Here is a 25,867-nt window from a genome sequence, read left to right on the forward strand (position 1 = left end):
GATTTTTATAACCCCATGAGACGGTAGGCTTGATCTCGAAGATCTTTATCCGTTTCAAACACTCCACGAGCTACTGTTGTCAAGGTTGCAGTTCCTGGTTTTCGAACACCACGCATGCTCATACACATATGCTCTGCTTCAATAACAACGAAAGCACCTTTGGCACCTAGATATTCCATCAAAGCATCTGCTACTTCGATATTCAAGCGCTCTTGAATCTGTGGCTTTTTAGCATAAACTTCCACAGTACGAGCTAGCTTCGACAAACCTGCCACACGTCCATCTGGAATGTAGGCGATATGAGCTTTTCCATAAAATGGCAAGAAGTGATGTTCACACATGGTATGGAAAAAGATATCCTTTTCTACTACCATATTGTCATCAATAATTTCAAAGGATTTTGACAAATGCTCCTCCGCAGTTTGACCAAGTCCTGAAAAAATCTCTTGATACATACGGGCTACACGAGCAGGTGTCTCCTGCAAGCCCTCGCGGTTAGCGTCCTCACCAACAGCCTCGATAATCATTTTTACAGCCGTTTCAATCTTTTGTGTATCCATTCTCTAATTTTTCCTCTCCATTAGATAGGCTCTCACTTGGGCTAAAAAGTATAATGAGCCCGTGATAATCCTAACTGTTTTTTTCTCTTCATTTTCTGTCATTTTTTGATCTAGAAATTCCTTCCAACTTTGATAGTTTAGATTTCTAGAATAAGCTACTTTTTTTAGTACTTCTTCGTCTGTCGCTCGACCGTCATCAAAGTGAGTCAATGTCAGCTCAGTATCTGGCAAAGTTCCTAACAAGTCTAACATATCCTCCAAGGCCTTGGTTTTGATACATGTAAAAAGTATTTCCTTGTGATAATCAGCAAATCGTTCTTCCAAGGTAGCTAATAAAGCCTTGATAGCATGAGGATTGTGGGCCCCATCCAAAAACAGCAAGGGGTTACTAGACACGACCTCCAAACGCCCTGGCCATCTAGTTTCTTTCAAAGCTTGAGCAACCAAGTCATTACTTGCTGATTCCCGCCCAGTCTCCTGGCAATAAGTGTCTAGGAGAGCAAGCGCCATCCCCGCATTTTCTATCTGGTGCAAACCAAGCAGACCTGTTTGAAAGCGACCTTGTCTGACAGGACTGCTATAATCAAAGATTTCACCCGCTACCACGCTTTCTTGATGACGAACCTGATAATCTTCCCCATAAACAAGCCTAGGAGCCTCTTTTGCTTTCGCGATTTGGTTGATAACTGCTAAGGCTTCTGGGACAATATTTCCTGTTGCCAGGGGAACTCCTTGTTTGATAATTCCAGCCTTCTGCTCCGCGATAGCTTCCAAGCTATCCCCTAGTAGAGCTACATGGTCCAACCCAATGGTCGTAATACCTGTTAAGATAGGCTGACAAACATTGGTACTATCCAAAAGTCCGCCCATACCTACTTCCATAATGGCCACATCGACTTGCTCAGAAGCAAAATAGTCATAGGCTATAGCAGTGATAATCTCAAACTCTGTCGTCCCTCGCAAATCATGAGCATGCTCCCCCTCAAGTAGTGAGCGATAGTTTACCATCAAGGTCTCTAATCTTGCTTCTGGGATAGATTCCTCATTAATGGCAATCTGATCGGTATAATGAATCAGATAGGGTGAGCTAAAGACTCCAACTCTTAGCCCCATCTTTTCCAACATATTCTTCAAAAAGGCTATAGTAGACCCCTTACCATTGGTTCCTCCGATATGGATAACCTTGAGTTTCAGATGGGGATTGCCACGTAAGGCTAATAGCTTCACCATCCTCTCCAAACCAAAATGCGGTTGGTCTGTCCGATAGTTAGCTATCCACTGTTTCGTTTCGTTTTTATTCATCTTATTTATACTGTTTCAAGTTTAAATTTTCCGCATCATCTGCCAGACGGATGGCTGATGCGATTTCAACTGCCATCTTGTGGCTGGCTACATCGTGTACACGCAGCACTTCTACACCCTGTCTAGTAGCGATACTAGTTACATGAGCTGAAGCCGTATCACGATTGCGGAAACCAGCTTCAGTTTCTGAGTTTACTTCAAAACCATTTTCTTCCAGAATATTGATGACAAAGCGCTTGCGAGAGACTCCTAAAAAGATAGGATAGCCCATCTCGTGTAATTTATCAAGGTCACGTAGAAGTATGAGATTTTCCTTTTTGGTCAAGCCAAAGCCGATCCCAGGATCCAGCATGATCTTTTCTTTCGAAATTCCTGCTTTTTTCGCTCTTACTAGAGCACGGTCAAAGAAAGCTGTCATCAGTTCTTCTACTGGTAGTTTTTCAAACTCATCTAAGTCTTCCTTTGTAAAAGGCTCTCCAAAGCCAAAATGAGGGAAGATAAGTGAACTAGGGTGTTGAGGGCGTGCCATGACTGGATTAAACATGATGACCACCTGAGCTCCAGCCTTGGCAACCACTTCCGCCATCTTCTCATCTCCCATGAGACCTGTAATGTCATTGACTATATGGGCCCCAGACTTTAGAGCTGCTTCTGCAACTTGACTTTTCCATGTGTCGACCGAAATCAGAACATCACTTTCTTGACGGATAGCCTTAATGACTGGAACCACACGTTGGATTTCCTCTTCAATCTCAACATAGCTACTTCCAGGTCGAGTGGATTCTCCACCAATATCTAAAATAGTAGCACCTTCAGCAATCAATTTTCGAGCTTGTTTTAAGGCTTCTTCAATAGCAAAAAATTGGCCCCCATCAGAGAAAGAATCCGGGGTGACATTGATAATACCGCAAATAGCTGTTTTTGTATGATTGTCTCTTTTTTTCACGATTATTACTCAAATTTCATTTAGATTGGTATTCCTCTATTTTACTGTTTTTTTTGGATTCTGTCCAATTATCCCTCGCTACTCTCAAACTTTAAAAGAGCGCAAAAAAGAGAGTGGGACAGAAATCGGTAATCGTTCGAATTCGATTTCGTCGTCCCACCTCCGCACAGCTTCAACAGTCTGGGAGACTGTTGAAGGTTGCAGATAAAGGAAACATAGTTTCCGTCAACATAGGGCATCTTTGAAGCTTAAAAAGCGAACAAAGACTTAGGATACTTGCTTCGCAAGTTCTATCCGCCACCTCAAAGCAGTGCTTTGACCACTCAACCACTGCGTCCTGCTCGAAAATCCAAAGACACTTGAGAGGCTAGGACTTGTGTCCCAGCCTCCTTTTTTATATTCTTATTTTTCAGTCAAAGCTGCAAGTCCTGGAAGAACTTTACCTTCAAGAAGTTCCATTGAAGCTCCACCTCCAGTAGAGATCCATGAGAACTTGTCTGCACGACCAAGGTTGATAGCTGCGGCAGCTGAATCACCACCACCGATGATTGATTTAACGCCTGGTTGTTTCACGATAGCGTCCATTACACCGATTGTACCAGCTTGGAAGTCAGGGTTTTCAAATACACCCATTGGTCCGTTCCATACAACTGTTTTAGCACCAGTCAAAGCTTCGTCAAATTTAGCGATAGATTTAGGACCGATATCCAAACCAAGGAATCCTGGGTCTACTGCTTCACCTTCAGTGTCTTTCACTTCAGTGTAGTCTGCAAATGCGTTTGCTTCTTTTGAGTCAACTGGCAAGATCAATTTACCGTTTGCTTTTTCAAGAAGAGCTTTAGCAACATCCAATTTGTCTTCTTCTACAAGTGAGTTACCGATTTCGATACCTTGTGCTTTGTAGAATGTGTAAGTCATCCCACCACCGATAAGAACTTTATCAGCTTTTTCAAGCAAGTTTTCGATAACACCGATCTTGTCTGAAACTTTTGAACCACCAAGGATAGCCACGAATGGACGTTCTGGAGCTTCAACTGCTTCTTGGATGTAGGCAATTTCGTTTTCAAGAAGGAATCCAGCAACAGCTTTTTCAACGTTTGCTGAGATACCAACGTTAGATGCGTGTGCACGGTGAGCTGTACCGAATGCATCGTTTACGAAGATACCATCTCCAAGTGATGCCCAGTATTTACCAAGTTCAGGATCGTTTTTAGATTCTTTCTTGCCGTCAACATCTTCGTAACGAGTGTTTTCAACCAAGAGAACTTGTCCATCTTCAAGAGCATTAATCGCTGCTTCCAATTCAGCACCACGAGTAACACCTGGAAGGAATGTAACTTCTTGACCCAATTTAGCAGCCAAGTCAGCAGCTACAGGAGCAAGTGATTTACCTTCTTTGTCTGCTTCTTCTTTAACACGTCCAAGGTGAGAGAAGAGGATTGCACGTCCACCTTGTTCAAGGATGTACTTGATAGTTGGAAGAGCTGCAGTGATACGGTTATCATTAGTAATCACGCCATCTTTTACAGGTACGTTGAAGTCAACACGAACGAGAACTTTTTTCCCTTTCAAGTCAACGTCTTTAACAGTCAATTTTGCCATTAGATATGACTCCTTCTTTTTTTAATACATGATAATTATATCACAAAATCAATAAAAGAGATAGCAAAACCTTAAACTTTTCCCTGAAACGGCTCTCTCTAGTAAATTAAACTCAATCTTTACTTTCTAAGGAAATACCTCACTGTTTTTATCTTCATCTATGGTATGCTGCTCATTTATAAAGGAAGAGCTATTGTCTGAAGTTGTGTCTTTATTTTTTCTTAACTAACTATTCAGAAACTGTTCAATTTTTTAAAATCTATTTTGAAAGTTTTATATTGAAATAAAAAATGCCATAGAAAGGTTAACTTACTGCTAAAGGTTGAATCATTTTTGTTCAGTTTAATTTCAATTTGAAGACCTATCTGCATCTCTAATTAAACCTATCCTGATACTTCATATTAAACAACCACTGAAGATTGATGAGGGGTTTACTCTGTACATCAAGTACGGGTTGAACGGTTTCTCGAATCTCTCCTTTTATCTTTTTTTCATCAATTATTGTAGTATCAATTTTTTTATAATCTTTGTCGAGAGCCCACTCAAGCTCAAAATTCTTATCAAACTTATAGGACACATCGTTTTTATCACTGTAGTGATAACCTCCATCAAACTCACTAAAACTGGTAGGATGACCACTTGAATCGATAGAATTTTCAATAAAATTTCTACCATCATCATCATAGCGAATACCCTCAATTTTCGGGGTATAAATCGAACCCATATTTTCAATCAACATGACTAAGTCGGGTTCTGTTCCCTCCTTATGAGGCATCCGTTGTGCATAATAGACTGAGTTAGATAGCAAATTAATCGTAGTAACAGCATACATACTCGCTCCTATAAATACTACTAAGCCAATGCTCACTACTACAATGTTTACAGCAATGACTACTTTTAATAATTTCATCTTCTTTTTCCTTTCTTATTCCCAAACCAATTCTTGATGGGATTAACAATAAATAACTTTTACAACTCAATATACATAATCAATCTTCAAAGCAAAACATGCAGATATCTCACTACAACAATTCTTATGAAATAATAAAAATCTTAACATAAACATTCTAAGAATGCAAAAAGGCAGGAGCCAAAAATGGCTCTTGCCTTTTAATACTATTATCTTGTCAGACAGTAATTTAGAAGTTCAACTTACTCTTCTTTTTTCTTTTGAGCGAGAAGTCCAAAGCCACCTAGAACTCCAACCAATCCAAGAGCCAGAAGATTTGCATCTACTCCTTCACCTGTACTTGGGAGTTGTTTTCCTTCAGGTTTTTCAGCTTGTGCTTCTGCTTGTGCTGGTTTCTGCTTAGCTGCTTGTGCTACTGGAGCAGGTGCAAGAGGTTTGTCATCTTGGACATCCACTTTTGGCCCAATCTCAACAATCTCAGTAACAGTTTCTTTGATAAGCTCCGTTCCCTTAAGACTGCGGTTGCCTTCAGTGTCAACCTCTACCAGATTTCGACGAAGTCCTTCAACTCCTGCTTGAACCAAGCGATGTTCTCCTGCTTTAAGACTAGGATTTACTCGTTCTTCATGACCGTATGCAAGCTTTTCTTCCTCAACCACTAATGCTGGATTGCTAATGGTCAAATCTTTGACTCCGTCTAGTGGTTGAACACGGCTTTCTACCTTGGTACCAACTTCAGTAATCTCAGCCACTGCTTCCTTGACTACTTCTGTCTCAAGAAGAGTGCGGTTGCCTTCTGTATCTACTTCAATCAGACGACGAGTCTGACCTTCTACACCTGCCTGAACGATTCTACGTTCTCCTGCTTGAAGACTAGGATTTACTCGTTCTTCATGACCGTATGCAACTATTTCTTCCTCAATCACCAAGGCTGGATTGCTGATAGTCAACTCTTTGACTCCGTCTAGCGGTTGAACTCGACTTTCTACCTTGGTACCAACTTCAGTGATGTCTGCAACTGCTTCCTTGACGACTTCTGTCTCAAGAAGAGTGCGGTGGCCTTCTGTATCTACTTCAATCAGACGATGAGTCTGACCTTCTACACCTGCCTGAACGATTCTACGTTCTCCTGCTTGAAGACTAGGATTTACTCGTTCTTCATGACCGTATGCAACTTTTTCTTCCTCAATCACCAATGCTGGATTGCTGATAGTCAAATCTTTGACTCCGTCTAGCGGTTGAACACGACTTTCTACCTTGGTACCAACTTCAGTGATTTCTGCAACTGCTTCCTTGACTACTTCTGTCTCAAGAAGAGTGTGGTTGCCTCTGGCATCAACTTCAATCAGACGACGAGTTTGACCTTCTACACCTGCCTGAACGATTCGACGTTCTCCTGCTTGAAGACTAGGATCTACTCGTTCTTCATGACCGTATGCGACTTTGTCTTCCTCAATCACCAATGCTGGATTGCTGATAGTCTAATCTTTGACTCCGTCTAGCGGTAGAACACGACTTTCTACCTTGGTACCAACTTCAGTGATTTCTGCAACTGCTTCCTTGACTACTTCTGTCTCAAGAAGAGTGTGGTTGCCTTTGGCATCAACTTCAATCAGACGACGAGTTTGACCTTCTACACCTGCCTGAACGATTCTACGTTCACCCAACAAGAGGTCTCCTGACGGACGTTCTTGGCGTTCGAAGGCTTGAGTTTCTGTTTCAACCACTAGCTCAGGTAGAGCTTCAACTGTTGGAGCAGTTTCTCCTTCTTCTAAGCTACCCACATGGTGGCTTTCTTCTGCAGGAGCTAGTTTCTTATTCAGCTTTTCTTTCATGTCCGCAAAGGCTGCTGGAGTTGGATTTGTTGATCCAATAAGAGTTTCTGCTTGAGCGATGATTGGATCGTCTGCATTTTTCTCACGAACTTTTCCTAGAAGAGTTTCAAGCTCTTCCTTAGCTGTTTGATAAAGCTGTACACCATCCAAGTCTGCACCAGCTTGTTTCAAGTCATTCAAGGCTTGGTTGACTGCTTCTTGACTAGCATCGTGGTTTTCTAAGATGGCTTTTGCTGCATCAAGCTTCTCAACAAGAGCTGCTTGTTTTGCTGCATCCGCAAATGTATAAGCTACTGTTTCTTTGCGTCCTTGAGCAGATGTGATTTCTTGTTTCAGATATTCGTCGTTAATGGCTGCCTTAGGTGATACTAGAACATCAAATTCGACAGTTTGTCCTTGATAGTGCAACTCAAGTTTTTGACGGCCTGTCTTTTGAGGATCATAGCCTGTAATTTCGACTCCTTGGTCTGTAAAGCTATGTTCTGTCTCAGTTTCATCGTCATACAAGACCTTGAAGCGTCCTTCTGATAAATCAAGAGCATCGCCTACAAAGTAATCAATCTTCGGTTGTTTACTAATATACAGGGCTGCGACTTCTTTTGGACCAGCTTCTTCACCAGTCACTTGAACCTTGAAGCTTCCTGCAACTGGAAGACCAAGATAGGTTACTGTTAACTCTTGTTCACCATGATGGTGAGCATCATAGCCGTTAACAACTACACCTGCATGACTGAGGTTGATGACTTCATCTGCTTCTTCTCCCTCATATTTGACACGGAGAAGACCACCTTTGAGATTCAATTCCTCGCCAACTTGATAAGTTCCCTTTTTAGGTGCTACTTCTAGACTGATAGCCTTAATCTTTCTTTCATCCTGAGGAATCGTTACAGCAAGAGTATTACTAATTTCTTTACCTGGCAATTGTGTACGATAGTAAAGAAGGCTTGGACGTTTTTCAAAGCTCAATGGTTCTGTTGCCAAATCTCCTCCAACTACCGTATTTAAGGTAGCGATTGGAGTTTGTGAATCTGCCTTATCATAGACTGTAATGGTTGCTCCAGCAGGAACTTCTGAGAATCCAAGTTGAATCTTATTGTCCGTCAGAACACGCGCTGCAACTTTAGCCATAGGAATGTTTTGGCTCTCCGTATCAAGAGTTTCATACATCTTCCAGTTGTAGATGCGGATAGCTTTCCATGGTGTTCCATTGTCAGATGTAATAACGTGCAAACGCCAGTCTTGCGCTGTAATTGGGCTATCAAGGGTAATATCTGAAACATGGGCTCTGTTGCCACGAACAGCCTTGGCTAGTTTCCATTCTCCAGCTTCATCCTTATAGTAGAGTTCAAAGTCCTTAGTATTCATCAAACCATCGTTGACAGATTCTCCACCCGCACCAGCATGGTCCATGACCCATCTAACGACACGGCGTGGTTGTGTCAAACGGATATCAACGCTACCACTCAACTGAGCAGAAGACCATTTGTCAGATAGACTAGTGATAGTTCCATTCAACATACCTTCGATACCTTCGCCGCCTTCTGTGTCTGGGAAGGTACTTCCGATAACAGTCGCTCCTGGAACGATATTTTCTGCTAATGGTCTTGGAAGACTTGTATCTTGGACAGTCATTCCCCACTCAAAGTTTGTAGTTGCTGCTTCAGAACGAAGGCCATTCTTCCCAACTGCGACAACCTTCAACTCTTGACTAGTACCAGTTGCACTAGCTGAACGGCTAACTTTTGGTAGATAGATCGTAGTTGCAGATGAGCCTGTCAATAGGCGCCAAGTATCGCCATCCTTTTCATAGACTTCATAGAAATCAGCATCTTTATTTCCAGTAAATTGGACAATGGCTTCCGCTTCTTGGGCATTTTTAAGGGATTGTTTAGCTACTTTAAGAGCTGTTGGTGCTTGAGGAGCCACTTGATTATCTGTTACAGTCAACTCACCTAAGTTAAATTGATAGCCCTTAAGGGCAGCAGTATTTTCAAAAGTGAGTTTGATACCGTAAATAGTCTGACCTGCCAAGGCACTCAAATCAAATTCATCTTTTGTCCAATCGTCAGATAGAGTCAGTTCTTTACGAGCATTCTCGCCACCATAGGTATAATTTTTCTGAGTCGCAAACTCTACATAGACCTTGCTTCCCTTACCACCTTTATGAGCAACACGAAGTTTTGTTTTATCTGTTACTTCCAGTTTTGTAGAGTAAAGGCGAACATCTTGGTTGGTATTTTCAGCTAAATCACCCGCAAATTTGAGTGAATTCCCTCCATTGTAGGCATCTTCAAAGTCATAATCAGCTTGAAGTTTAGCACCTGATGAAGTTTGCCACCAGCGCCATGTAGGCAAGATACCTGATACAGAACGATAGTTCCATTCAGAATCCTTAGAAACTTTGCCGTCTACAAACCATTTTTTACCATGTCCTGTGTTAAAGGATGTTGTAAAGGTATGGCCTACTGCTGGTGTACGGTCAGCTACTAGGTTAGCAATCCCGTACCAGTCCTTGTCATCTGGTTTTTGACCAGTTGGATCTCCTTGGTAACCTGTAAAGAAGATATTTTCATTCTTGTGATAGTCTTCGCCTGTCTTACCAAGACTAGTGATAGTATCCGGTGCAAAGAGTCCAAGCGACAAGCGAAGTTTGCCATTTTCATCAAAGAGAGCATCCCATTTCACTTTTGTCTTGTAGGAACCACCTTGTTGCAATTCCAAACCTGCAAAGACATCGTACTGACTACGTCCAAGCCATTTGGCCATAGTTACAGAGTAGTCATTTTTCTCTTTGGTCCAGTTAAAGTTGGCAAAGAAGTGATCCGCAGGAACCTTGTCTCCCTCTTTTTCCATGAATTGGTAATTGTATTCACCCAAACCATCTTCATGATAACGACCATATTCATAGGTCATGGCATCATACCAAGAATATTTCACTGGATGATTGACTTGAGCCGAATATTCCTTGGTATAGAGCATGAAGTCACGCATTTTCTTACCAAGAGGCGTTACGATATCTCCTGTTGTTTCTTGGTTGATAAAATATCCATCAAATCCATAGTATTTAGCCAAATCAACCAACTTACGAGCGATAGGGAAAGTTCCGTCTTCGTCTTGTTTAAGGGCTTCGGCAAATTTTTCTTGGTCTGCAATACTATTAGACCAGTTGAAGAAGAGTGTACCCAATACAGGGACACCATTACGGTGACCAGCATCAATCACGTCCGGAGTTGGAACGAGCCCTTCCCAGAAGACCATTGAATTCAAGTATTGCCAGTAGTCAAAAGCATAGGCTTTAAACTCTTCACCACCTACAGAAGCGTGGTCTTTAGCCTTAGAGTTGGTATTGGCAAGAGCTTCAACCTTGGCATCCTTATTGGCTTTTTCGTTGACTACATGCCCACGGTAACGTTTAGCCAATTCAACTGAAGAACGATTAATAGCGTCGTCTTCACGGGCACCCGGTTCCCATTTCAACAAATCTTCCCAAGTGTCAAATTTAATTTCTTTTGGTCGAAGACTTTTTTCTTCTTTCTTAGGAATATCTGAAACAGTTGCTTTCTCTTCAGTCTTATTTTCTGTAGCCACAGGTGCTTCTTCAGCCTTATTTTCTGTAGCTACAGGTGCTTCTTCAGCCTTAGGCGCTTCAGCAACCGGACTAGCTACTTCCTTATCAGCTGCAGTCAATTGGTCCAAGGTTGGTTTTTCTTCTGAAATAGGTTGTTCACTAACCTTGTTTTCTGTCTCTTCCAACTGCTTTAACACCTCAGGTGAAGCTGTAGTTGGTTGCTCTGATGTGGCAGGCGATGCTTGCTCTGTAGCCACAGCAGTAGTCCTTGTTTCATTCGCTGGGATTGCAACTTCTTCTGCTAGAGCTTGGTTGGCAAATAAAACCGAACCAATCATCAAAGAGCAGGCACCCACTGATAATTTTCGAATACTATAGCGGCAACGTTTCTCAAAAAATGGATTCTTCATTTTTTCTCCTTTCACTTCCAAAAAAAGTAAGCGCTTTATTTTTATTTTAAAAAAGTAACTGCCCTTAAAATAGCAGAACTGTTCATTTTTATTTTACGCTATTTATAAGTAGAGTCAACAGTCATCCTAAAATATCTATAAAGGGGTGAATAAATGATATAAATTAGACAATCAATTACTTTTTTTACATTTTCATGATATTTTTCTAAAAAAATGTGTTTACTACTTGTTAGATTGCTTAGAATCCTTTAAAATAGAATGGGAGAAATTCCGCGATTAGTTTTCGGAGGGAAAATAAAATGTCCATTAATTGGCAGGAAATTGCATTTCACTTTTTAGGTGGCCTGGGACTATTCTTATATAGTATCAAAACCATGGGGGACGGTTTGCAACAAGCAGCTGGAGATCGTCTTCGATTTTACATTGACAAATATACTAGCAATCCTTTCTTTGGAATTTTAGTTGGAATTGGGATGACTGCCCTGATTCAATCGAGTTCAGGTGTTACGGTTATTACAGTTGGTCTGGTTAGCGCTGGACTATTGACTTTACGTCAGGCCATTGGGATTGTCATGGGTGCCAATATTGGAACAACCGTCACATCCTTTATCATTGGTTTTAAATTGGGAGACTACGCATTACCTATGCTCTTTCTCGGAGCAGTCTGTCTCTTCTTCACCAAAAATAGAACCATCAATAACATCGGACGAATTGTCTTTGGTGTCGGTGGTATCTTCTTTGCCCTCAATCTTATGAGTGGCGCTATGGAACCCCTTAAGGATTTACAAGTCTTTAAAGACTACATGGTAGAACTTAGTAAAAATCCAATCTTGGGTGTTCTTGTCGGAACAGGTTTAACCCTTCTGATTCAAGCCTCCTCAGCGACCATCGGGATTCTACAAAATCTCTACGCTAGCAATCTGATTGACCTTCAGGGTGCACTACCAGTTCTCTTTGGAGATAACATTGGAACAACCATCACTGCTATTATCGCTTCCTTGGGTGCTAATATTGCAGCCAAACGTGTGGCGGCAGCCCATGTGGCCTTTAACGTTATCGGGACTGTTATCTGTATTATCTTCCTCGTTCCATTTACAGGCTTAATCCAATGGTTTGAGAGCTTCTTAAATCTAGCTCCAGAAATGACCATTGCCTTCGCCCACGGAACCTTCAACATTACCAATACAATCATTCAGTTTCCATTCATCGGAGCTCTTGCTTTCTTGGTAACTAAACTTATCCCTGGAGAAGACGAGGTTGTCAAATACGAGCCACTTTACCTTGATGAGCAACTGATCAAACAAGCTCCATCTATCGCTCTTGGAAATGCTAAAAAAGAACTTCTACACCTAGGTAATTATGCTGCGAAAGCCTTTGACCTCTCTTATGACTATATCATCAACTCTAATGAAAAAGTTGCAGAAAAGGGACATAAGACTGAAGAAGCTATCAATACCATTGATGAAAAATTGACTCGTTACCTCATTAGTTTATCTGGTGAAGCTTTGAGCCAAAAAGAGAGTGAAGTCTTAACAAATATCCTTGACTCTTCACGAGACTTGGAACGTATCGGAGACCACGCAGAAGCCCTGCTCAATCTTAACGATTACTTGCAACGCAAGAATGTTCAATTCTCTGAGGCTGCCTTAGAAGAACTAGCAGAGATTTATCTTAAAACTAGTGATTTCGTCAAAGATGCTCTTGAGAGTGTGGAAAACAACGACCTCGAGAAAGCTCAAGCTCTTATCGAGCGACACGAAGACATCAATAACATGGAACGTGTCCTTCGTAAGACTCACATCAAACGTCTAAATAACGGAGAATGTTCTACCCAAGCAGGTGTCAACTTTATCGATATTATTTCACACTACACTCGTGTATCAGACCACGCTATGAACCTTGCTGAAAAGGTTTTGGCTGAACAAATTTAAAACAAAAAAATGCTTTGATTCTTTCGAATCAAAGCATTTTAAATAGCTCTCCAATCATAAAGGAAGATGCAGCTGCACCCCTGTATCTCGCTTCTTCCTTTTTGATAAAGCGGGCCAGATTGACTAACTCTGGCGCTGGGGTCTTGGGATTCTTGAGAAGTTCAATAGTGACCAGACCCGATAGCCGTACTGCTAGCAAGCGCTCATTGGTGCTTGGCAATTGCTTAGCAGTCTCTACAAGTGCAAGCACTAGATCTTCACTCAGGTTTTGACGGGCATGATTGTAAAGATCCCGTATCAAGGTTTCTAGGTTTGGTTCTTCCATCCCTATTACCTCCGTCATTTCTGTTTAATAATTTTTGATTAAATCTACTGTAGAACGATCCAATTTTTTAACTAAGGCTTGTAAGAAAGCTTGAGCTTCAAGGAAATCGTCCATGGCATAAAGTGTTTGATGAGAGTGGATATAACGGGCACAAACACCGATTGTTGTTGATGGGACACCACCATTTTTCAGATGAGCTGCACCTGCGTCAGTTCCACCTTTTCCACAGTAGTATTGATACTTGATTCCAGCTTCTTCAGCAGTTGTCAAAAGGAAATCCTTCATACCTGGGAGAAGCAAATGACCTGGATCGTAGAAACGAATCAAGGTTCCATCACCAATCTTACCTTGACCACCATAAACATCACCAGCTGGTGAGCAATCTACAGCAAGGAATACTTCTGGATCAAATTTAGTTGTTGATGTATGGGCACCACGAAGTCCGACTTCTTCTTGGACATTGGCACCAAGATAAAGTTCATTGCCTAGTTTTTGACCTGACAAGTTTTCTGCCAATTCACTAACCATGAGAACTCCGTAACGGTTATCCCATGCTTTTGAGATAATATTTTTTTCGTTAGCTGTTAGGATTGCGCTACTATCTGGAACGATGGTATCTCCTGGGCGGATACCAAAACTTTCAGCCTCAGCCTTATCCGCAAAACCACCATCAAAGACGATATCTGAAATAGCTGGCATGGTTGGTCCGCCTGTCCCACGAGTCAAATGTGGAGGTACTGAACCTGAGATGACTGGAATTTCACGTCCTTGGCGCGTAAAGAGTTTAAATCGTTGGCTGCTGACAACCATCGGGTTCCAACCACCGATTTCAACTACTCGGAAGGTTCCATCTGGTTTTATTTCACTTACCATAAAACCAACTTCATCCATGTGAGATGCTACCAAGACACGAGGTGCATCGACTGCTTCTGAATGTTTGATACCAAAAATACCACCTAGGCCATCTGTTACCACTTCATCCATGTGAGGAGTTATTTTCTCACGAAGATAAGCGCGTACAGGTGCTTCATGACCTGAGATAGCAGAAAGTTCTGTTACTTCTTTGATTTTAGAAAATAATGTTGTCATTTCTATCCCTTCTTTCTTTCAACCATTTTACCACTTTTTATAGGAGAAGTGTAGTGAAAATCATCAATCTATAGATCTATCTACACCAAAAAAGAATCACGACTGTGATTCTTTTTATTTTGAATTTCTCTTTAAAGAAAAGTGATCTGGTACGGGGTCCTTACCTATTTCAGACCAAGGATGACATCGTAATATCCGTGCCAATCCCATCAGAACCCCCTTAAGTCCATGCTTTTCAATAGCCTGAATCATGTAGTTTGAACAAGTAGGCTCAAATCTACAAGAAGGTGGGAATGCTGGGGATATAAAGCGTTGGTAAAAGCGCACAGGCGCAATTAAAATTCGTTTCATTATTTATTAGTTGTTACAGCCATGGTATGTAGTTGGCTGATTTCTTTTTTGTTAAGACGACGGGATTCTCCTGGACGGAGACCTGTCAAGTCTAGGTGCCCAAAACGTGTCCGTGATAACTTATCCACTTGGAGGCCCACAGCTTCAAACATCTTTTTAACCTGGTGGTTACGTCCTTCATGAATGGTCAACTGCACCACGGAACGATTCTTGACTGGGTCTACTTTAAGAATCTCATAAACCGCTGGCTTGGTTTTCTTACCATCAATCTCAAGACCACGAGTTAAGGGGCGGAGGTTTTCCTTGTTAGCAATCCCTTTTACACGCGCCACGTAGACCTTGTCGATTTCATTACGTGGGTGAATCATCTCATCGGTAAAGTCACCATCATTGGTCAAAATCAAGACACCTGATGTATCCCAGTCCAAACGACCTACAGGGTAGATACGCTCTTTCACATTCGGCAAAAGATCGACAACCGTCTTACGTCCCTTATCATCTGTTACACTGGAAATCACTCCACGTGGTTTATTGAGCAGATAGTAAACCTTTTCTTCGTTATAGATGGGTTGGCCCTCAACCTCAACCTTGTCACCAGACTTAATGGTTGTCGCTAATTCACGTACTACCTGACCGTTAACAGTCACCAAGCCTTGCTTGATCAACTCCTCTGCTTTTCTCCTACTGGCCACTCCTGCGTGGGCAATATATTTATTGATTCTCATCTTCTTCTATCCTTTCACCAAATAATTGGCTTTCTTGTGCTTGAATTTCAAGCTCATCAATCACAGGCAATTCTTCCAAATGGTTAATACCCATGTAATCTAGAAAATAATCCGTAGTTACATAGAGATTAGGGCGACCAAGAACTTCTTTTTTCCCATCTTCTCGTATCAAATCGAAGGCCTGTAACTTAGCTAGAGCTCCGCTTGAATTAACCCCACGAATAGCGTCGATTTCTATACGTGTGATAGGTTGCTTATAAGCAATAATGGACAAGGTTTCAAGCGCAGCCCGAGATAGACTCTGGTTGATTGGCGCCTTAGAATATTCTTTTAAAATATCAGCAAATTGAGGCTTGGTTACCAATCTGTAGGCACCTCCTGTCTCAATCAGTGCCAGACTAGAATCCTGGTCTTTTTCATACTTTTTGGCTAATTTTTCAAGACTCTGCTGAACCCCTGTTGGTGGTAGCGATAAGAGTTCTGCTAACTGACGAGCCCTAATCCCATCTTCACCCGACACAAACAGGAGTGCTTCTATTTTTGCTAAAGTACTCATACTTCCTCTCTATCAAGTCTAACTTTGCTCTACTTGATTTTCCTCATTCTTTTTTATGAGATAGATATCTCCAAAACTCTTTTTTTGAATCAAGAGAATTTCTTGGGTTTTAATCAACTCCAGAGTCGCTAAAAAGAGTGTAATAACCTCTTGCAAATCCTTGGTTTCTTTAAACAAATCCTGCAAGCATAATTGTTGCCCTTCTACCAAGGCTTCCCGAACAATGACCATCATATCCTCAATCTTATACTCATCTCGTAAAATGGTTGTATGGTTTTTCGAGAATTCTTCCTTTTTCTTGGTCAATAAAGTTGAAAAGGCTAAGAAAAGATCGATCGTGGTCTTATCATGCACAAGTTCAGCATCTTCGTAAATTAACTCTGTCGGTGCTTTTGAGTAATATTGAGCTCGTTCTTGGTGTTTGACTTCCAACTGCTCTCCCAAAAGTTTAAACTTGCGGTATTCTTCAATCTGAGAAAGAAGATCCTGCTCTAGGTCATCCTCTAAATCAGACACTTCCGCAACCTTTGGCAAGAGCTTACGACTTTTGATCAGCATCAGTTGGCTAGCCATCACCATATATTCACCTGCCACTTCTAAACGCATGGCTTGTAAGGTTGATATGTAGGCTAGATACTGCTCAATAACTTCTGTAATCGGTACATCATAGATATCCATCTGATACTTTGAAACCAAGTGTAAGAGCAAGTCCAAAGGCCCTTCAAAATCTTTTAATTTAATATCCATTATCTATATTTTTCTAAGGTCATGACTGTTTTTAATCCCAATTTTTTGGCGATTTCATATAAGTCAACCTTCTCTTCAATTTGTCTCAGTATAAACTGTTCTCTCAATCCTTGAGCCGATAAATCTGCAAACCCTTTTTCCTTTAGAAAGGCTTCTAACTGACGAAAGGCCCATTGACGAGAATATGGCTTACCAGTTTTTTCAAAGAGGTAGGTCTGTCCCATCAAGGGTTCTAACTCTGCAAGTAATTTTGTGGGAAGACTCAAGATTCTTTGCTGAGAGGCTTTATTGATTCTCAATACTTGAAAATCTAGATTTACATCACTTATTTTTATGGCTAGAATTTCACTAGGCAAGAGGCCCAATTCAACTATCAATAAGGCTATTAAACGCCCTTCTGGATAGGTACTTTCTTGCCAGAAAGAACTCAAGTCTAAAAGCTCTGACTTGACTTGTTTTTTCTCAGCCTGTTTCGGCAATTCTAAACGATAAAAGGTGCCAATCTTTCCTTTCTGATATAAAAAGTAAAGAAATTGATTACAAGCAGAAACTTTACGCTTTTGGGCACTGATTTTAAAATTTGATAGCTGAGCTTGGTAGATTTTTAAACTTGTCTCAGAAATTCGTTCTCCAATAAGATCTAAAAACTGCTCCAAGTCATATTTATAAGACTGTTTAGAATTACTAGATAGATTTTGCTTTTCTTCTAAAAATGTTAAAATCCATTCTCTCATTTGCTTCGAATCTCATATTCCTTACTAAAGTCATGCAGGAGGGCATTGACAGCCTTGAGGATTGACTTCCGCGTGATAATCCCTTGGAAAATACCATCCTTACCAACGACTGGCAGGAAAGACTCATCCACTAGCTTGTGCAATACATCCGTCAATGTATAGTCTGGATTAACTACCGCGACATCCTTCTTTGTCATGTGAACAATATCCATATCTGCCATGACATCCTGACTCAAACCCTGTTCCATTTGGTATGCAAAAATATCTCTAAGACCTATGGTCCCAACAAATTTTTTCTCAGCAGTCACTACTGGAACTCGTGTATAAGTCATCTGGCTAAGGAGGAGAATGGCATGATCTGCATTGTGAGTATCAATGAGTACAGCCAAATTTTCAGCAGGAGTCAAAAAGGTTTCCTCTTGCTCCAGCAAAAAGAGTTCAAATTCTTTGGCAATCATCGAGCAAACTCCTTGGATAAGCCAGGATAAACCTCATGATTACGTGTCAAAAAGTCCACTTTGAAATAGCTGTCATCAATTTCCACACGAGCGTAGAGACATTCTCTGATGGTTCCACGTGGTTGGCTGATAGAACCTGGATTTAGAAAGAGGGTCTTCCCTTCCATCCAAGCATTTGGCACATGCAAGTGACCATAGAGACAGATATCAGCATCTTCTTCTTGGGCCCAGAAATCTAGTTTTTGGAAATTGAAGTTAATGTCAAATAAGTGTCCGTGGGTCTGGATAATCTTGGTAGGACCCAGTTGAGTCACTAAGCGTTCTGGATAATCTGAATAGAAATCCATGTTTCCTCTAACTACCTGAATCCCTTCCCAGAGTGGTGAATCTGGGCGAAGCTCCGAGTCACCATCGTGAAAAATGGCATCAACTTTCCCAAGATAGCGATCACGTATTTCTTCTACAATCAAGCTATCTCCGTGGGAATCGCTCATTACAATGATGGTTTGCTTTGCCATGATGGAAATACCTCCAAAAGTTTCTTAACGGCTAAGGCACGGTGAGATTGACTATTTTTTTCTTCAAGGGTTAATTCAGCTGAGGATTTACCAGTTTCTCCTACTAAGAAGAGTGGATCATAACCAAAACCATTTTCACCCTTAGGTTCAAAGTTAATGTAGCCTTGCCAATCGGCTTCGACAACCAAGCTTTCCTTACCTGGACTAGCCACGACCAAGGTGGTGTGGAATTGTGCCGAACGGTCCTTGAGTTCAAAGACCATAGCCAATTCGTGTAAGAGTTTGGCATTATTTTCTTGGTCACTTGCTCCAACACCTGCGAAACGAGCTGACCAGACACCTGGCAATCCACCGAGAACATCGACTTTAAGACCTGAATCATCCGCTAGAACCATCTTGCCTGTCAATTTGGAGATGGTTTCAGCCTTAAGGCGAGCATTTTCTTCAAAGGTCATGCCTGTTTCAGCTACTTCAGGTAGGTCTGGATAATCATTGAGATTCTCCACATCATAGCCAAGTTTGTCAAAGATAGCACGAAATTCCTTGGTTTTACCCTCGTTACGAGTCGCAATCAGCAAAGTTTCTCTGACCTTGTTTGTCTCAAAGAAGGCCTCTACATCGACTCCTTCTTTAGGTAATTCAACATGCAAGAGTTGTCCATTTTCAACTAAGAGCAGGGCACCTTGGCGTTGAATGACTTCCAAGTTTCGGCCGGCTTCTGCATTTAAAATCTCAACGATAAAAGAGAGTAAACGGAAGTTGGAAGACCAGCGCATTACCGTAATCGTGATTGGAAAACCATTTTCCTCATCACGGAAAATACGAGCCAAATCCATAAAATCGAGATCAAGAGGATCTTTTATGAGGCTATAGATTCCACCGTAGACGTCCCAGACACCTACATACCAGTCCTGGTCGTCCTTATATTCATAAATTTTGTTTGTCATAATGTTACATGCTCCACATGAATCTCTTTTTCTAGCCATTCCGCTCCAATCTGAGTAAAACTATGGCTATTTGCAGTCGTATAAAAACGGTGTTGTAGAGGCCCTGCATCGCGGCCACGATTAATCTCGAAATAATTGAGTAAGACAGAGATATCCCGCACGCACTCTGCACCACTATCAATCAGTTTTACCTCTGGTCCCATCACATTTTGGATAATGGGTCTGAGAAGCGGGTAGTGGGTACAGCCCAGAATCAAGCTGTCTACCTTGCCCACTAATGGACGCAGGGTTTCATAAACTACTTTCTTGGTCACACTGGTTGAAAGGGCACCAGACTCAACCAAGGGAGCAAACTTAGGGCAGGCCAAACTTTCAACTTGCAAATTTGGATCTAGGTCATGAATTTTTTGACGATAGATATCTGATTGTACTGTCATCGGTGTTCCAATCACACCGATTCTCCCACCCTGACTAGCTTTGATAGCAGCTGAAGCGCCCGGTAAGATGACACCCAGGACAGGGATATCCAACCTAGCCTTAACTTCTTCCCAAACAACTGCTGTTGCAGTATTACAAGCGATGACAATCATCTTGACATCCTTAGTCAAAAGAAAGTTGACCAACTGCCAAGTATATTCACGAATTTGCTCAGCAGGACGAGGCCCGTAAGGTGCCCGTGCTGAATCTCCAATATAGACGATTTCTTCATGAGGAAGCTGGCGCATGAGCTCACGTACAACGGTCAAGCCTCCAACGCCCGAATCCAAAAAACCAATTGGTCGATTATCCATACAGTCTTCTTTCTAGTCTTATTTTTCTGATTGATAGTTCATTATCATTACATTTCTCGCTGAAATTTCTGACAGTCTGGTAAACTCCAGACTATCTCCCTCTTAATCATAATCAAATATCAATAGAATGCAAGGAAAAAGTCTTATCCTTAAATATCAGTTGAACATAGTGAGAAGTCTGGAATTTTCATCCCAGACTTTTCCTATTTATTTCTTTTTATTGTTAGCAAGGGCTGCTTTTTGTTGGCGAATGATTTGGTGGTACACTTGTTGTACCTTAGCTTCGCTTGGCTTTTGACCATTTGCACTCAACAGAGTACGAACTGCTTCTGCATTCAAACGTGGGTTATCAGCAAATTCTTTTTCAATTTGCTTGCGTACCAAGTACATTCCTCCAAGAGCTCCACCTAGAAAAGCTAAAACAATCAAGACAATTGCTAAAATAAGGTCCATAATATTTCTCCTGTTTCTTTTTGAATCTTCTATATTATACCATAAAGTCCCACGCCTGACTAGTTTGATTTACGCTTTCAAAAGGGTCGGGCATTACTCAGATTCTTTTTCAGCTCTAATCTTTTTTAATTCAATAAAATTAAAAAAGAACTAAAATTTGGTAAAATAATTCAGTTTTTCCTAAAAAACCTTGCATTGAATCGATTTATTTGCTATATTAAGATTATACAAAACAAAGGAAACATCTTTCTGCAAGGCTTATTTTTTTTACAAGAAAATGTATGCGCTTACAGATTTAAGAAGGGAGTTTTTATGAAGAAGAGCTATTGGGAAAAATCCTGTAAGTATAGCATCCGAAAATTGACCGTTGGAACTGCTTCTGTTCTACTGGGAGCTGTTTTTCTAGCAACACAGAATGTAGCTGCCGATGGCATCGAAGTGAAAGAAAATCAAGCAAGTGTCAGTGAGACTACGGTTCAAGTGAATACAAAAGTAGAGGAACCCACTCAAGAGGGTAAGGAAAATCAACCAAGCACAGAAAATCAAACCTCTACTGAATTAGCTGACAAAGAGGTAAAACCTGAAAAGGAAACACCTCAAATACATCATCAATCAGAGACTAACGCTGTAGTTGAACCTTCTGAAAATAAGGAGAGTGAAAAACCAGAACTTCCTATGACTAAGCAAGAAAACTATCAACTTCATTACGACCAACCAACCGCTCCTTCTTATGACGGCTGGGAAAAACAAGCCCTGCCAGTGGGAAATGGAGAAATGGGGGCAAAAGTTTTTGGACTCATCGGTGAAGAAAGAATCCAATACAATGAAAAAACTCTCTGGTCTGGTGGACCGCAACCGGATAGCACCGATTACAATGGGGGGAATTATCAAGACCGCTATAAGGTCTTAGCAGAAATTCGTAAGGCATTAGAAGAAGGAAACCGCCAAAAAGCAAAACAATTAGCGGAGCGCAACCTAGTCGGACCAAACAATGCTCAGTATGGTCGTTACTTATCTTTTGGTGATATCTTTATGGTCTTTAACAACCAAAAGAAAGGCCTGGAGAGTGTTACCGACTATCATCGTGGCTTAGATATTTCTGAGGCCATCTCGACCACTTCTTATACCCAAGACGGTACAAACTTTAAGCGCGAAACCTTCTCTAGCTATCCTGACGATGTTACTGTGACCCACTTGAGTAAAAAAGGGGATAAAACCCTTGATTTTACACTCTGGAATAGTTTGACTGAAGATTTGATTGCGAATGGCGACTACTCCTGGGAATATTCGAATTATAAACAAGGAGCAGTTACGACTGATTCTAATGGTATTTTGCTCAAAGGAACTGTCAAAGACAATGGTCTGAAATTTGCTTCCTATCTTGGAATCAAGACAGACGGACAAGTCACTGCACAAGATGGCTATTTGACTGTCACCGGAGCCAGCTATGCGACCCTTTTACTCAGTGCCAAGACCAACTTTGCTCAAAATCCAAAAACCAATTATCGCAAGGATATTGACCTAGAAAATACTGTTAAGTCTATAGTAGAAGCTGCTAAGGTAAAAGATTATGAAACCCTAAAAAATAACCACATCAAGGATTATCAAAGTCTCTTCAATCGCGTTCAACTAAATCTTGGTGGTAGCAAGTCTAGCCAAACTACAAAAGAAGCTCTGCATACCTACAACCCTGAAAAAGGGCAAAAACTAGAAGAACTCTTCTTCCAATACGGACGTTATCTACTCATCAGTTCTTCTCGTGACCGGACAGATGCCCTCCCTGCCAACTTGCAAGGAGTCTGGAATGCTGTAGATAATCCACCTTGGAACTCAGACTACCACCTCAATGTCAACCTACAGATGAACTATTGGCCTGCCTACATGAGCAATCTCGCAGAAACGGCTAAGCCAATGATCAATTATATCGATGACATGCGCTACTATGGCCGTATAGCTGCTAAAGAATATGCAGGTATCGAATCCAAAGAAGGTCAAGAAAACGGTTGGTTGGTTCATACTCAGGCGACACCATTTGGCTGGACTACTCCTGGTTGGAACTACTATTGGGGTTGGTCTCCTGCTGCCAATGCTTGGATGATGCAGAATGTCTATGACTACTACAAATTCACCAAGGATGAAACTTATCTTAAAGAAAAGATTTATCCAATGCTCAAGGAAACAGCCAAGTTCTGGAATTCCTTCTTGCACTACGACAAGGCTAGTGATCGCTGGGTTTCTTCTCCATCCTACTCACCAGAACATGGAACCATCACGATTGGGAATACCTTTGACCAATCTCTAGTTTGGCAGCTATTCCACGACTATATGGAAGCAGCCAATCATCTGAAGATCGACCAAGATTTGGTAACAGAAGTGAAGGCTAAATTTGATAAGCTCAAACCACTTCATATCAACCAAGACGGACGTATCAAGGAATGGTACGAAGAAGACAGCCCACAATTCACTAACGAAGGCATTGAAAACCATCACCGTCACGTTTCTCATCTAGTTGGTCTCTTCCCAGGTACTTTATTTGGCAAGGATCAGCCTGAATATCTAGAAGCTGCACGCGCAACCCTAAACCACCGTGGAGATGGTGGTACTGGTTGGTCTAAGGCCAATAAAATCAACCTCTGGGCTCGTCTCTTAGATGGAAATCGTGCCCATCGTTTATTGGCAGAACAGCTCAAATCTTCAACTCTAGAAAACCTCTGGGATACGCATGCTCCTTTCCAAATTGATGGAAACTTTGGTGCAACCAGCGGTATGGCAGAAATGCTCCTTCAGTCTCACACAGGCTACATTGCCCCATTACCAGCCCTTCCAGATGCATGGAAAGACGGGCAAGTCTCAGGCTTAGTCGCTCGTGGTAACTTTGAAGTCAGCATGAAATGGAAAGAGAAAAATCTTGAAACGCTATCTTTCCTTTCTAATGTTGGTGGAGATTTAGTCGTAGACTATCCAAATATCGAATCTAGTATTATCAAGATTAATGGCAAGGAAGTTCAAGCTAGTCGCCTCAAAGACAATCGCATCCAACTTGCGACTCAAAAAGGCGATGTCATTACCTTTGAAAACTTCCCTGGTCGTATTACTCGTCTGACTGCCCAACGAAAAGATTCAACGACTGCTGAACTCAACTTCAATACAGTTGAAGGGGCGACTCATTATGTCATCCATCGGGAAAGTAGAGATGAAACTAGTCAAACTTCTACTGTCCGTGAGTTTACAACCAACCAAACTCGCTTTATCGACCGTTCTATTGATTCAAGCCATGCCTATACTTATACCGTTAAGGCTATACTAGGAGACCGTTCAACACCTGTTTCTGATGTTGCTTCAATCTCCGCCTTTAGTGAGCTCATGGACGATCGTGACTCTCGCATTCAGTATGGCGCTGCCTTTGGAGACTGGTCTGACTCAGAACTCTTTGGCGGAACAGAAAAATACGCCGACATCTCAAATGGAAATTATTCCGATAAAGATGCAACAGCAACCATTCCTTTCAATGGACCTGGTATTGAAATCTACGGACTCAAATCTTCTCAATTAGGTCTTGCTGAGGTTACAATCGATGGCAAATCTGTTGGTGAGCTTGATTTCTATACGGCTGGAGCTACTGAAAAGGGTGTCCTAATCGGTCGTTATTCAAATCTTTCTTCAGGCCCTCACCTCATGACTATCACTGTTAAGCGTGAACATAAGGGACGTGGAAGTGAACGCTCAAAAATTTCCTTAGACTACTTCAAGGTCTTCCCAGGTCAAGGAGAAACAGTTGAGAAGATAGATGATCGTGATTCTCGTATCCAATACGGTTCAGCATTTAAAGACTGGACTGATGCGGAACTCTATGCTTCTACAGAGAAATATGCAGATATCAACGCAGACGATAGTCTTGCTCCTGAAGCAATTGCAAGAATTCCATTCTCTGGTACAGGTATCCGTATCTATGGACTGAAAACATCTGCCCTTGGTAAAGCACTTGTAACTCTCGATGGAAAAGAAATGCCAAGCCTTGACTTTTACACTGCCGGAGCTACCGAAAAAGGAGCATTGATTGGAGAGTTTACTAATCTAGCAGATGGCGACCATGTCCTAACTTTGAAAGTGGACCCAGATTCTCCAGACGGACGAAAGAAAATCTCCCTTGATTCATTCGATATTCTAAAAGCTCCATCAGTATCATTAGATACACCAAGCCTCGAACCTATAAAGGTAGAAGATAAGACAGTTACCCTAACTTTGCCAACTGGTAACTGGGATGCTGTTGCTGTGACATTCCCTGGTGTTACAGATCCCCTAGTCCTAAGAAAAGTCGATGAAAATCATCTTGTCACTTCTGGCGAGCAAACAGTATTAAGCATAAAGGATAACAAGGTAGAAATCGGCATTCCTGAAACTACGGAACGTAAAACTGGCAATCCAATAGAAGCTTATGCTATCCTAGGAGAGACACGAAGCAGTACTATTGTAACAGTCTTTCCAAAAGAGGAAACTGCACCTGTAGAAGATCAAGTTGTTACAAGCAAAGGTAACGAGCCTGCTCCAGTAGTAACCATTCCTGAATATACTGACCCAATTGGTACTGCGGGAGAACAGGAAGCGCCTATTGTGGACATTCCTGAGTACACTGAATCTATCGGTACTGCAGGGGAACAAGCGGCTCCTATCGTAGATATTCCTGAGTACACTGAGCCTATCGGTACTGCGGGAGAACAGGATGCGCCTGTCGTGGATATTCTTGAGTACACTGAGCCTATCGGTACTGCGGGAGAACAGGATGCGCCTGTCGTAGATATCCCTGAGTACAATGGACCTATCGGTACTGCGGGAGAACAAGATGCGCCTATCGTGGATATTCCTGAATACACTAAGCCTATCGGTACTGCGAGCGACCAAGTAGCGCCTATTGTAGATATCCCTGAATACACTGGGCCTATCGGTACTGCGAGCGACCAAGCGGCGCCTATCGTGGATATTCCTGAATACACTGGCCCTATCGGTACTGCGAGCGACCAAGCGGCGCCTATCATCTCTCTTCCTGAGTTTAAACTCAAAGCCTTAAAAGACCAGGCTANAAGCCTATCGGTACTGCGAGCGACCAAGTAG

Annotated in this window: 18 protein-coding genes and 2 pseudogenes; 2 read left to right on the top strand and 18 right to left on the bottom strand. The window is 41.7% G+C overall.

Annotation, left to right across the window (positions count from 1 at the left end):
• Nucleotides 1–5 precede the first annotated feature (5 nt).
• The 6 genes and pseudogenes from folE to AB2B47_RS05470 form a co-directional block, all read right to left on the bottom strand.
• Nucleotides 6–560 (bottom strand): GTP cyclohydrolase I FolE, encoded by a 555-nt coding sequence (folE, locus tag AB2B47_RS05445; protein WP_320693809.1) that lies wholly within the window; start codon nt 558–560, stop codon nt 6–8.
• A 3-nt stretch (nt 561–563) separates the two neighbouring features.
• Nucleotides 564–1,862, bottom strand: coding sequence for a bifunctional folylpolyglutamate synthase/dihydrofolate synthase (locus AB2B47_RS05450; RefSeq protein WP_320693810.1), 1,299 nt, complete (start codon nt 1,860–1,862; stop codon nt 564–566).
• 1 nt (nt 1,863) lies between these two features.
• Nucleotides 1,864–2,808 (bottom strand): dihydropteroate synthase, encoded by a 945-nt coding sequence (folP, locus tag AB2B47_RS05455; protein WP_320693811.1) that lies wholly within the window; start codon nt 2,806–2,808, stop codon nt 1,864–1,866.
• A 402-nt stretch (nt 2,809–3,210) separates the two neighbouring features.
• Complete coding sequence (locus tag AB2B47_RS05460; protein WP_006151517.1) at nt 3,211–4,410, bottom strand: phosphoglycerate kinase; 1,200 nt, start codon at nt 4,408–4,410, stop codon at nt 3,211–3,213.
• Between the two features lie 373 nt (nt 4,411–4,783).
• The gene (locus AB2B47_RS05465; protein ID WP_320693812.1) at nt 4,784–5,320 is read right to left on the bottom strand and encodes a hypothetical protein; all 537 of its coding nucleotides are present in this window, start codon (nt 5,318–5,320) and stop codon (nt 4,784–4,786) included.
• A 242-nt stretch (nt 5,321–5,562) separates the two neighbouring features.
• A pseudogene (locus tag AB2B47_RS05470) lies at nt 5,563–11,133 on the bottom strand (endo-beta-N-acetylglucosaminidase).
• 299 nt (nt 11,134–11,432) lie between these two features.
• On the opposite strand from AB2B47_RS05470, the gene AB2B47_RS05475 reads away from it, so the two are divergent.
• Nucleotides 11,433–13,064 carry a Na/Pi cotransporter family protein gene (locus AB2B47_RS05475; protein WP_281137668.1) on the top strand — a complete coding sequence of 544 codons (1,632 nt, stop codon included), beginning with the start codon at nt 11,433–11,435 and terminating at the stop codon, nt 13,062–13,064.
• A 28-nt stretch (nt 13,065–13,092) separates the two neighbouring features.
• Here AB2B47_RS05475 and AB2B47_RS05480 read toward each other — a convergent pair whose 3' ends face one another.
• The 12 genes from AB2B47_RS05480 to AB2B47_RS05535 all read right to left on the bottom strand — a co-directional run bounded on the left by AB2B47_RS05480 (nt 13,093) and on the right by AB2B47_RS05535 (nt 20,758).
• Nucleotides 13,093–13,389 (bottom strand): hypothetical protein, encoded by a 297-nt coding sequence (locus AB2B47_RS05480; RefSeq protein WP_006152271.1) that lies wholly within the window; start codon nt 13,387–13,389, stop codon nt 13,093–13,095.
• A gap of 24 nt (nt 13,390–13,413) precedes the next feature.
• Nucleotides 13,414–14,478 carry a glutamyl aminopeptidase gene (gene pepA / locus AB2B47_RS05485; RefSeq protein WP_223333748.1) on the bottom strand — a complete coding sequence of 355 codons (1,065 nt, stop codon included), beginning with the start codon at nt 14,476–14,478 and terminating at the stop codon, nt 13,414–13,416.
• A 114-nt stretch (nt 14,479–14,592) separates the two neighbouring features.
• Nucleotides 14,593–14,829, bottom strand: coding sequence for a membrane protein insertion efficiency factor YidD (yidD, locus tag AB2B47_RS05490; protein WP_223333750.1), 237 nt, complete (start codon nt 14,827–14,829; stop codon nt 14,593–14,595).
• A complete protein-coding gene (locus AB2B47_RS05495) occupies nt 14,829–15,554 on the bottom strand; it encodes a pseudouridine synthase (RefSeq protein ID WP_004251725.1) in 726 nt (241 codons plus the stop codon). The genes yidD and AB2B47_RS05495 overlap by 1 nt, the downstream gene beginning before the upstream one ends.
• The gene (gene scpB / locus AB2B47_RS05500) at nt 15,541–16,110 is read right to left on the bottom strand and encodes an SMC-Scp complex subunit ScpB (RefSeq protein ID WP_006147860.1); all 570 of its coding nucleotides are present in this window, start codon (nt 16,108–16,110) and stop codon (nt 15,541–15,543) included. Before scpB ends, AB2B47_RS05495 begins: the two co-directional genes overlap by 14 nt.
• A gap of 18 nt (nt 16,111–16,128) precedes the next feature.
• On the bottom strand, nt 16,129–16,857 hold the full coding sequence (locus tag AB2B47_RS05505) for a segregation/condensation protein A (protein WP_320693813.1): 729 nt from the start codon (nt 16,855–16,857) through the stop codon (nt 16,129–16,131).
• The gene (xerD, locus tag AB2B47_RS05510; RefSeq protein WP_320693814.1) at nt 16,857–17,591 is read right to left on the bottom strand and encodes a site-specific tyrosine recombinase XerD; all 735 of its coding nucleotides are present in this window, start codon (nt 17,589–17,591) and stop codon (nt 16,857–16,859) included. Before xerD ends, AB2B47_RS05505 begins: the two co-directional genes overlap by 1 nt.
• Nucleotides 17,588–18,049, bottom strand: coding sequence for a cyclic-di-AMP-binding protein CbpB (gene cbpB, locus AB2B47_RS05515; RefSeq protein WP_320693815.1), 462 nt, complete (start codon nt 18,047–18,049; stop codon nt 17,588–17,590). The genes xerD and cbpB overlap by 4 nt, the downstream gene beginning before the upstream one ends.
• Nucleotides 18,046–18,567, bottom strand: coding sequence for a metallophosphoesterase (locus AB2B47_RS05520; protein WP_004251713.1), 522 nt, complete (start codon nt 18,565–18,567; stop codon nt 18,046–18,048). Before AB2B47_RS05520 ends, cbpB begins: the two co-directional genes overlap by 4 nt.
• Nucleotides 18,543–19,553 carry a nucleoside-triphosphate diphosphatase gene (locus AB2B47_RS05525; protein WP_414170641.1) on the bottom strand — a complete coding sequence of 337 codons (1,011 nt, stop codon included), beginning with the start codon at nt 19,551–19,553 and terminating at the stop codon, nt 18,543–18,545. Before AB2B47_RS05525 ends, AB2B47_RS05520 begins: the two co-directional genes overlap by 25 nt.
• Complete coding sequence (gene racE, locus AB2B47_RS05530; RefSeq protein WP_223333768.1) at nt 19,511–20,305, bottom strand: glutamate racemase; 795 nt, start codon at nt 20,303–20,305, stop codon at nt 19,511–19,513. The genes AB2B47_RS05525 and racE overlap by 43 nt, the downstream gene beginning before the upstream one ends.
• A 207-nt stretch (nt 20,306–20,512) precedes the next feature.
• Nucleotides 20,513–20,758 carry a YneF family protein gene (locus tag AB2B47_RS05535; RefSeq protein ID WP_004251708.1) on the bottom strand — a complete coding sequence of 82 codons (246 nt, stop codon included), beginning with the start codon at nt 20,756–20,758 and terminating at the stop codon, nt 20,513–20,515.
• Nucleotides 20,759–21,070: 312 nt separating this feature from the next.
• On the opposite strand from AB2B47_RS05535, the pseudogene AB2B47_RS05540 reads away from it, so the two are divergent.
• Nucleotides 21,071–25,852, top strand: a pseudogene (locus AB2B47_RS05540) (SIALI-17 repeat-containing surface protein); the annotation flags it as partial.
• Nucleotides 25,853–25,867 lie beyond the last annotated feature (15 nt).

Source organism: Streptococcus wuxiensis, from assembly GCF_040888245.1.
Classification (GTDB): Bacteria; Bacillota; Bacilli; order Lactobacillales; family Streptococcaceae; genus Streptococcus; species Streptococcus wuxiensis.

Bases quoted from the DNA above. Each gene is read 5' to 3' on its own strand.
- folE (WP_320693809.1), bottom strand. From the start codon at position 560: ATGGATACACAAAAGATTGAAACGGCTGTAAAAATGATTATCGAGGCT.
- AB2B47_RS05450 (WP_320693810.1), bottom strand. From the start codon at position 1,862: ATGAATAAAAACGAAACGAAACAGTGGATAGCTAACTATCGGACAGAC.
- AB2B47_RS05460 (WP_006151517.1), bottom strand. From the start codon at position 4,410: ATGGCAAAATTGACTGTTAAAGACGTTGACTTGAAAGGGAAAAAAGTT.
- AB2B47_RS05465 (WP_320693812.1), bottom strand. From the start codon at position 5,320: ATGAAATTATTAAAAGTAGTCATTGCTGTAAACATTGTAGTAGTGAGC.
- AB2B47_RS05475 (WP_281137668.1), top strand. From the start codon at position 11,433: ATGTCCATTAATTGGCAGGAAATTGCATTTCACTTTTTAGGTGGCCTG.
- AB2B47_RS05480 (WP_006152271.1), bottom strand. From the start codon at position 13,389: ATGGAAGAACCAAACCTAGAAACCTTGATACGGGATCTTTACAATCAT.
- pepA (WP_223333748.1), bottom strand. From the start codon at position 14,478: ATGACAACATTATTTTCTAAAATCAAAGAAGTAACAGAACTTTCTGCT.
- yidD (WP_223333750.1), bottom strand. From the start codon at position 14,829: ATGAAACGAATTTTAATTGCGCCTGTGCGCTTTTACCAACGCTTTATA.
- AB2B47_RS05495 (WP_004251725.1), bottom strand. From the start codon at position 15,554: ATGAGAATCAATAAATATATTGCCCACGCAGGAGTGGCCAGTAGGAGA.
- scpB (WP_006147860.1), bottom strand. From the start codon at position 16,110: ATGAGTACTTTAGCAAAAATAGAAGCACTCCTGTTTGTGTCGGGTGAA.
- AB2B47_RS05505 (WP_320693813.1), bottom strand. From the start codon at position 16,857: ATGGATATTAAATTAAAAGATTTTGAAGGGCCTTTGGACTTGCTCTTA.
- xerD (WP_320693814.1), bottom strand. From the start codon at position 17,591: ATGAGAGAATGGATTTTAACATTTTTAGAAGAAAAGCAAAATCTATCT.
- cbpB (WP_320693815.1), bottom strand. From the start codon at position 18,049: ATGATTGCCAAAGAATTTGAACTCTTTTTGCTGGAGCAAGAGGAAACC.
- AB2B47_RS05520 (WP_004251713.1), bottom strand. From the start codon at position 18,567: ATGGCAAAGCAAACCATCATTGTAATGAGCGATTCCCACGGAGATAGC.
- AB2B47_RS05525 (WP_414170641.1), bottom strand. From the start codon at position 19,553: ATGGCTAGAAAAAGAGATTCATGTGGAGCATGTAACATTATGACAAAC.
- racE (WP_223333768.1), bottom strand. From the start codon at position 20,305: ATGGATAATCGACCAATTGGTTTTTTGGATTCGGGCGTTGGAGGCTTG.
- AB2B47_RS05535 (WP_004251708.1), bottom strand. From the start codon at position 20,758: ATGGACCTTATTTTAGCAATTGTCTTGATTGTTTTAGCTTTTCTAGGT.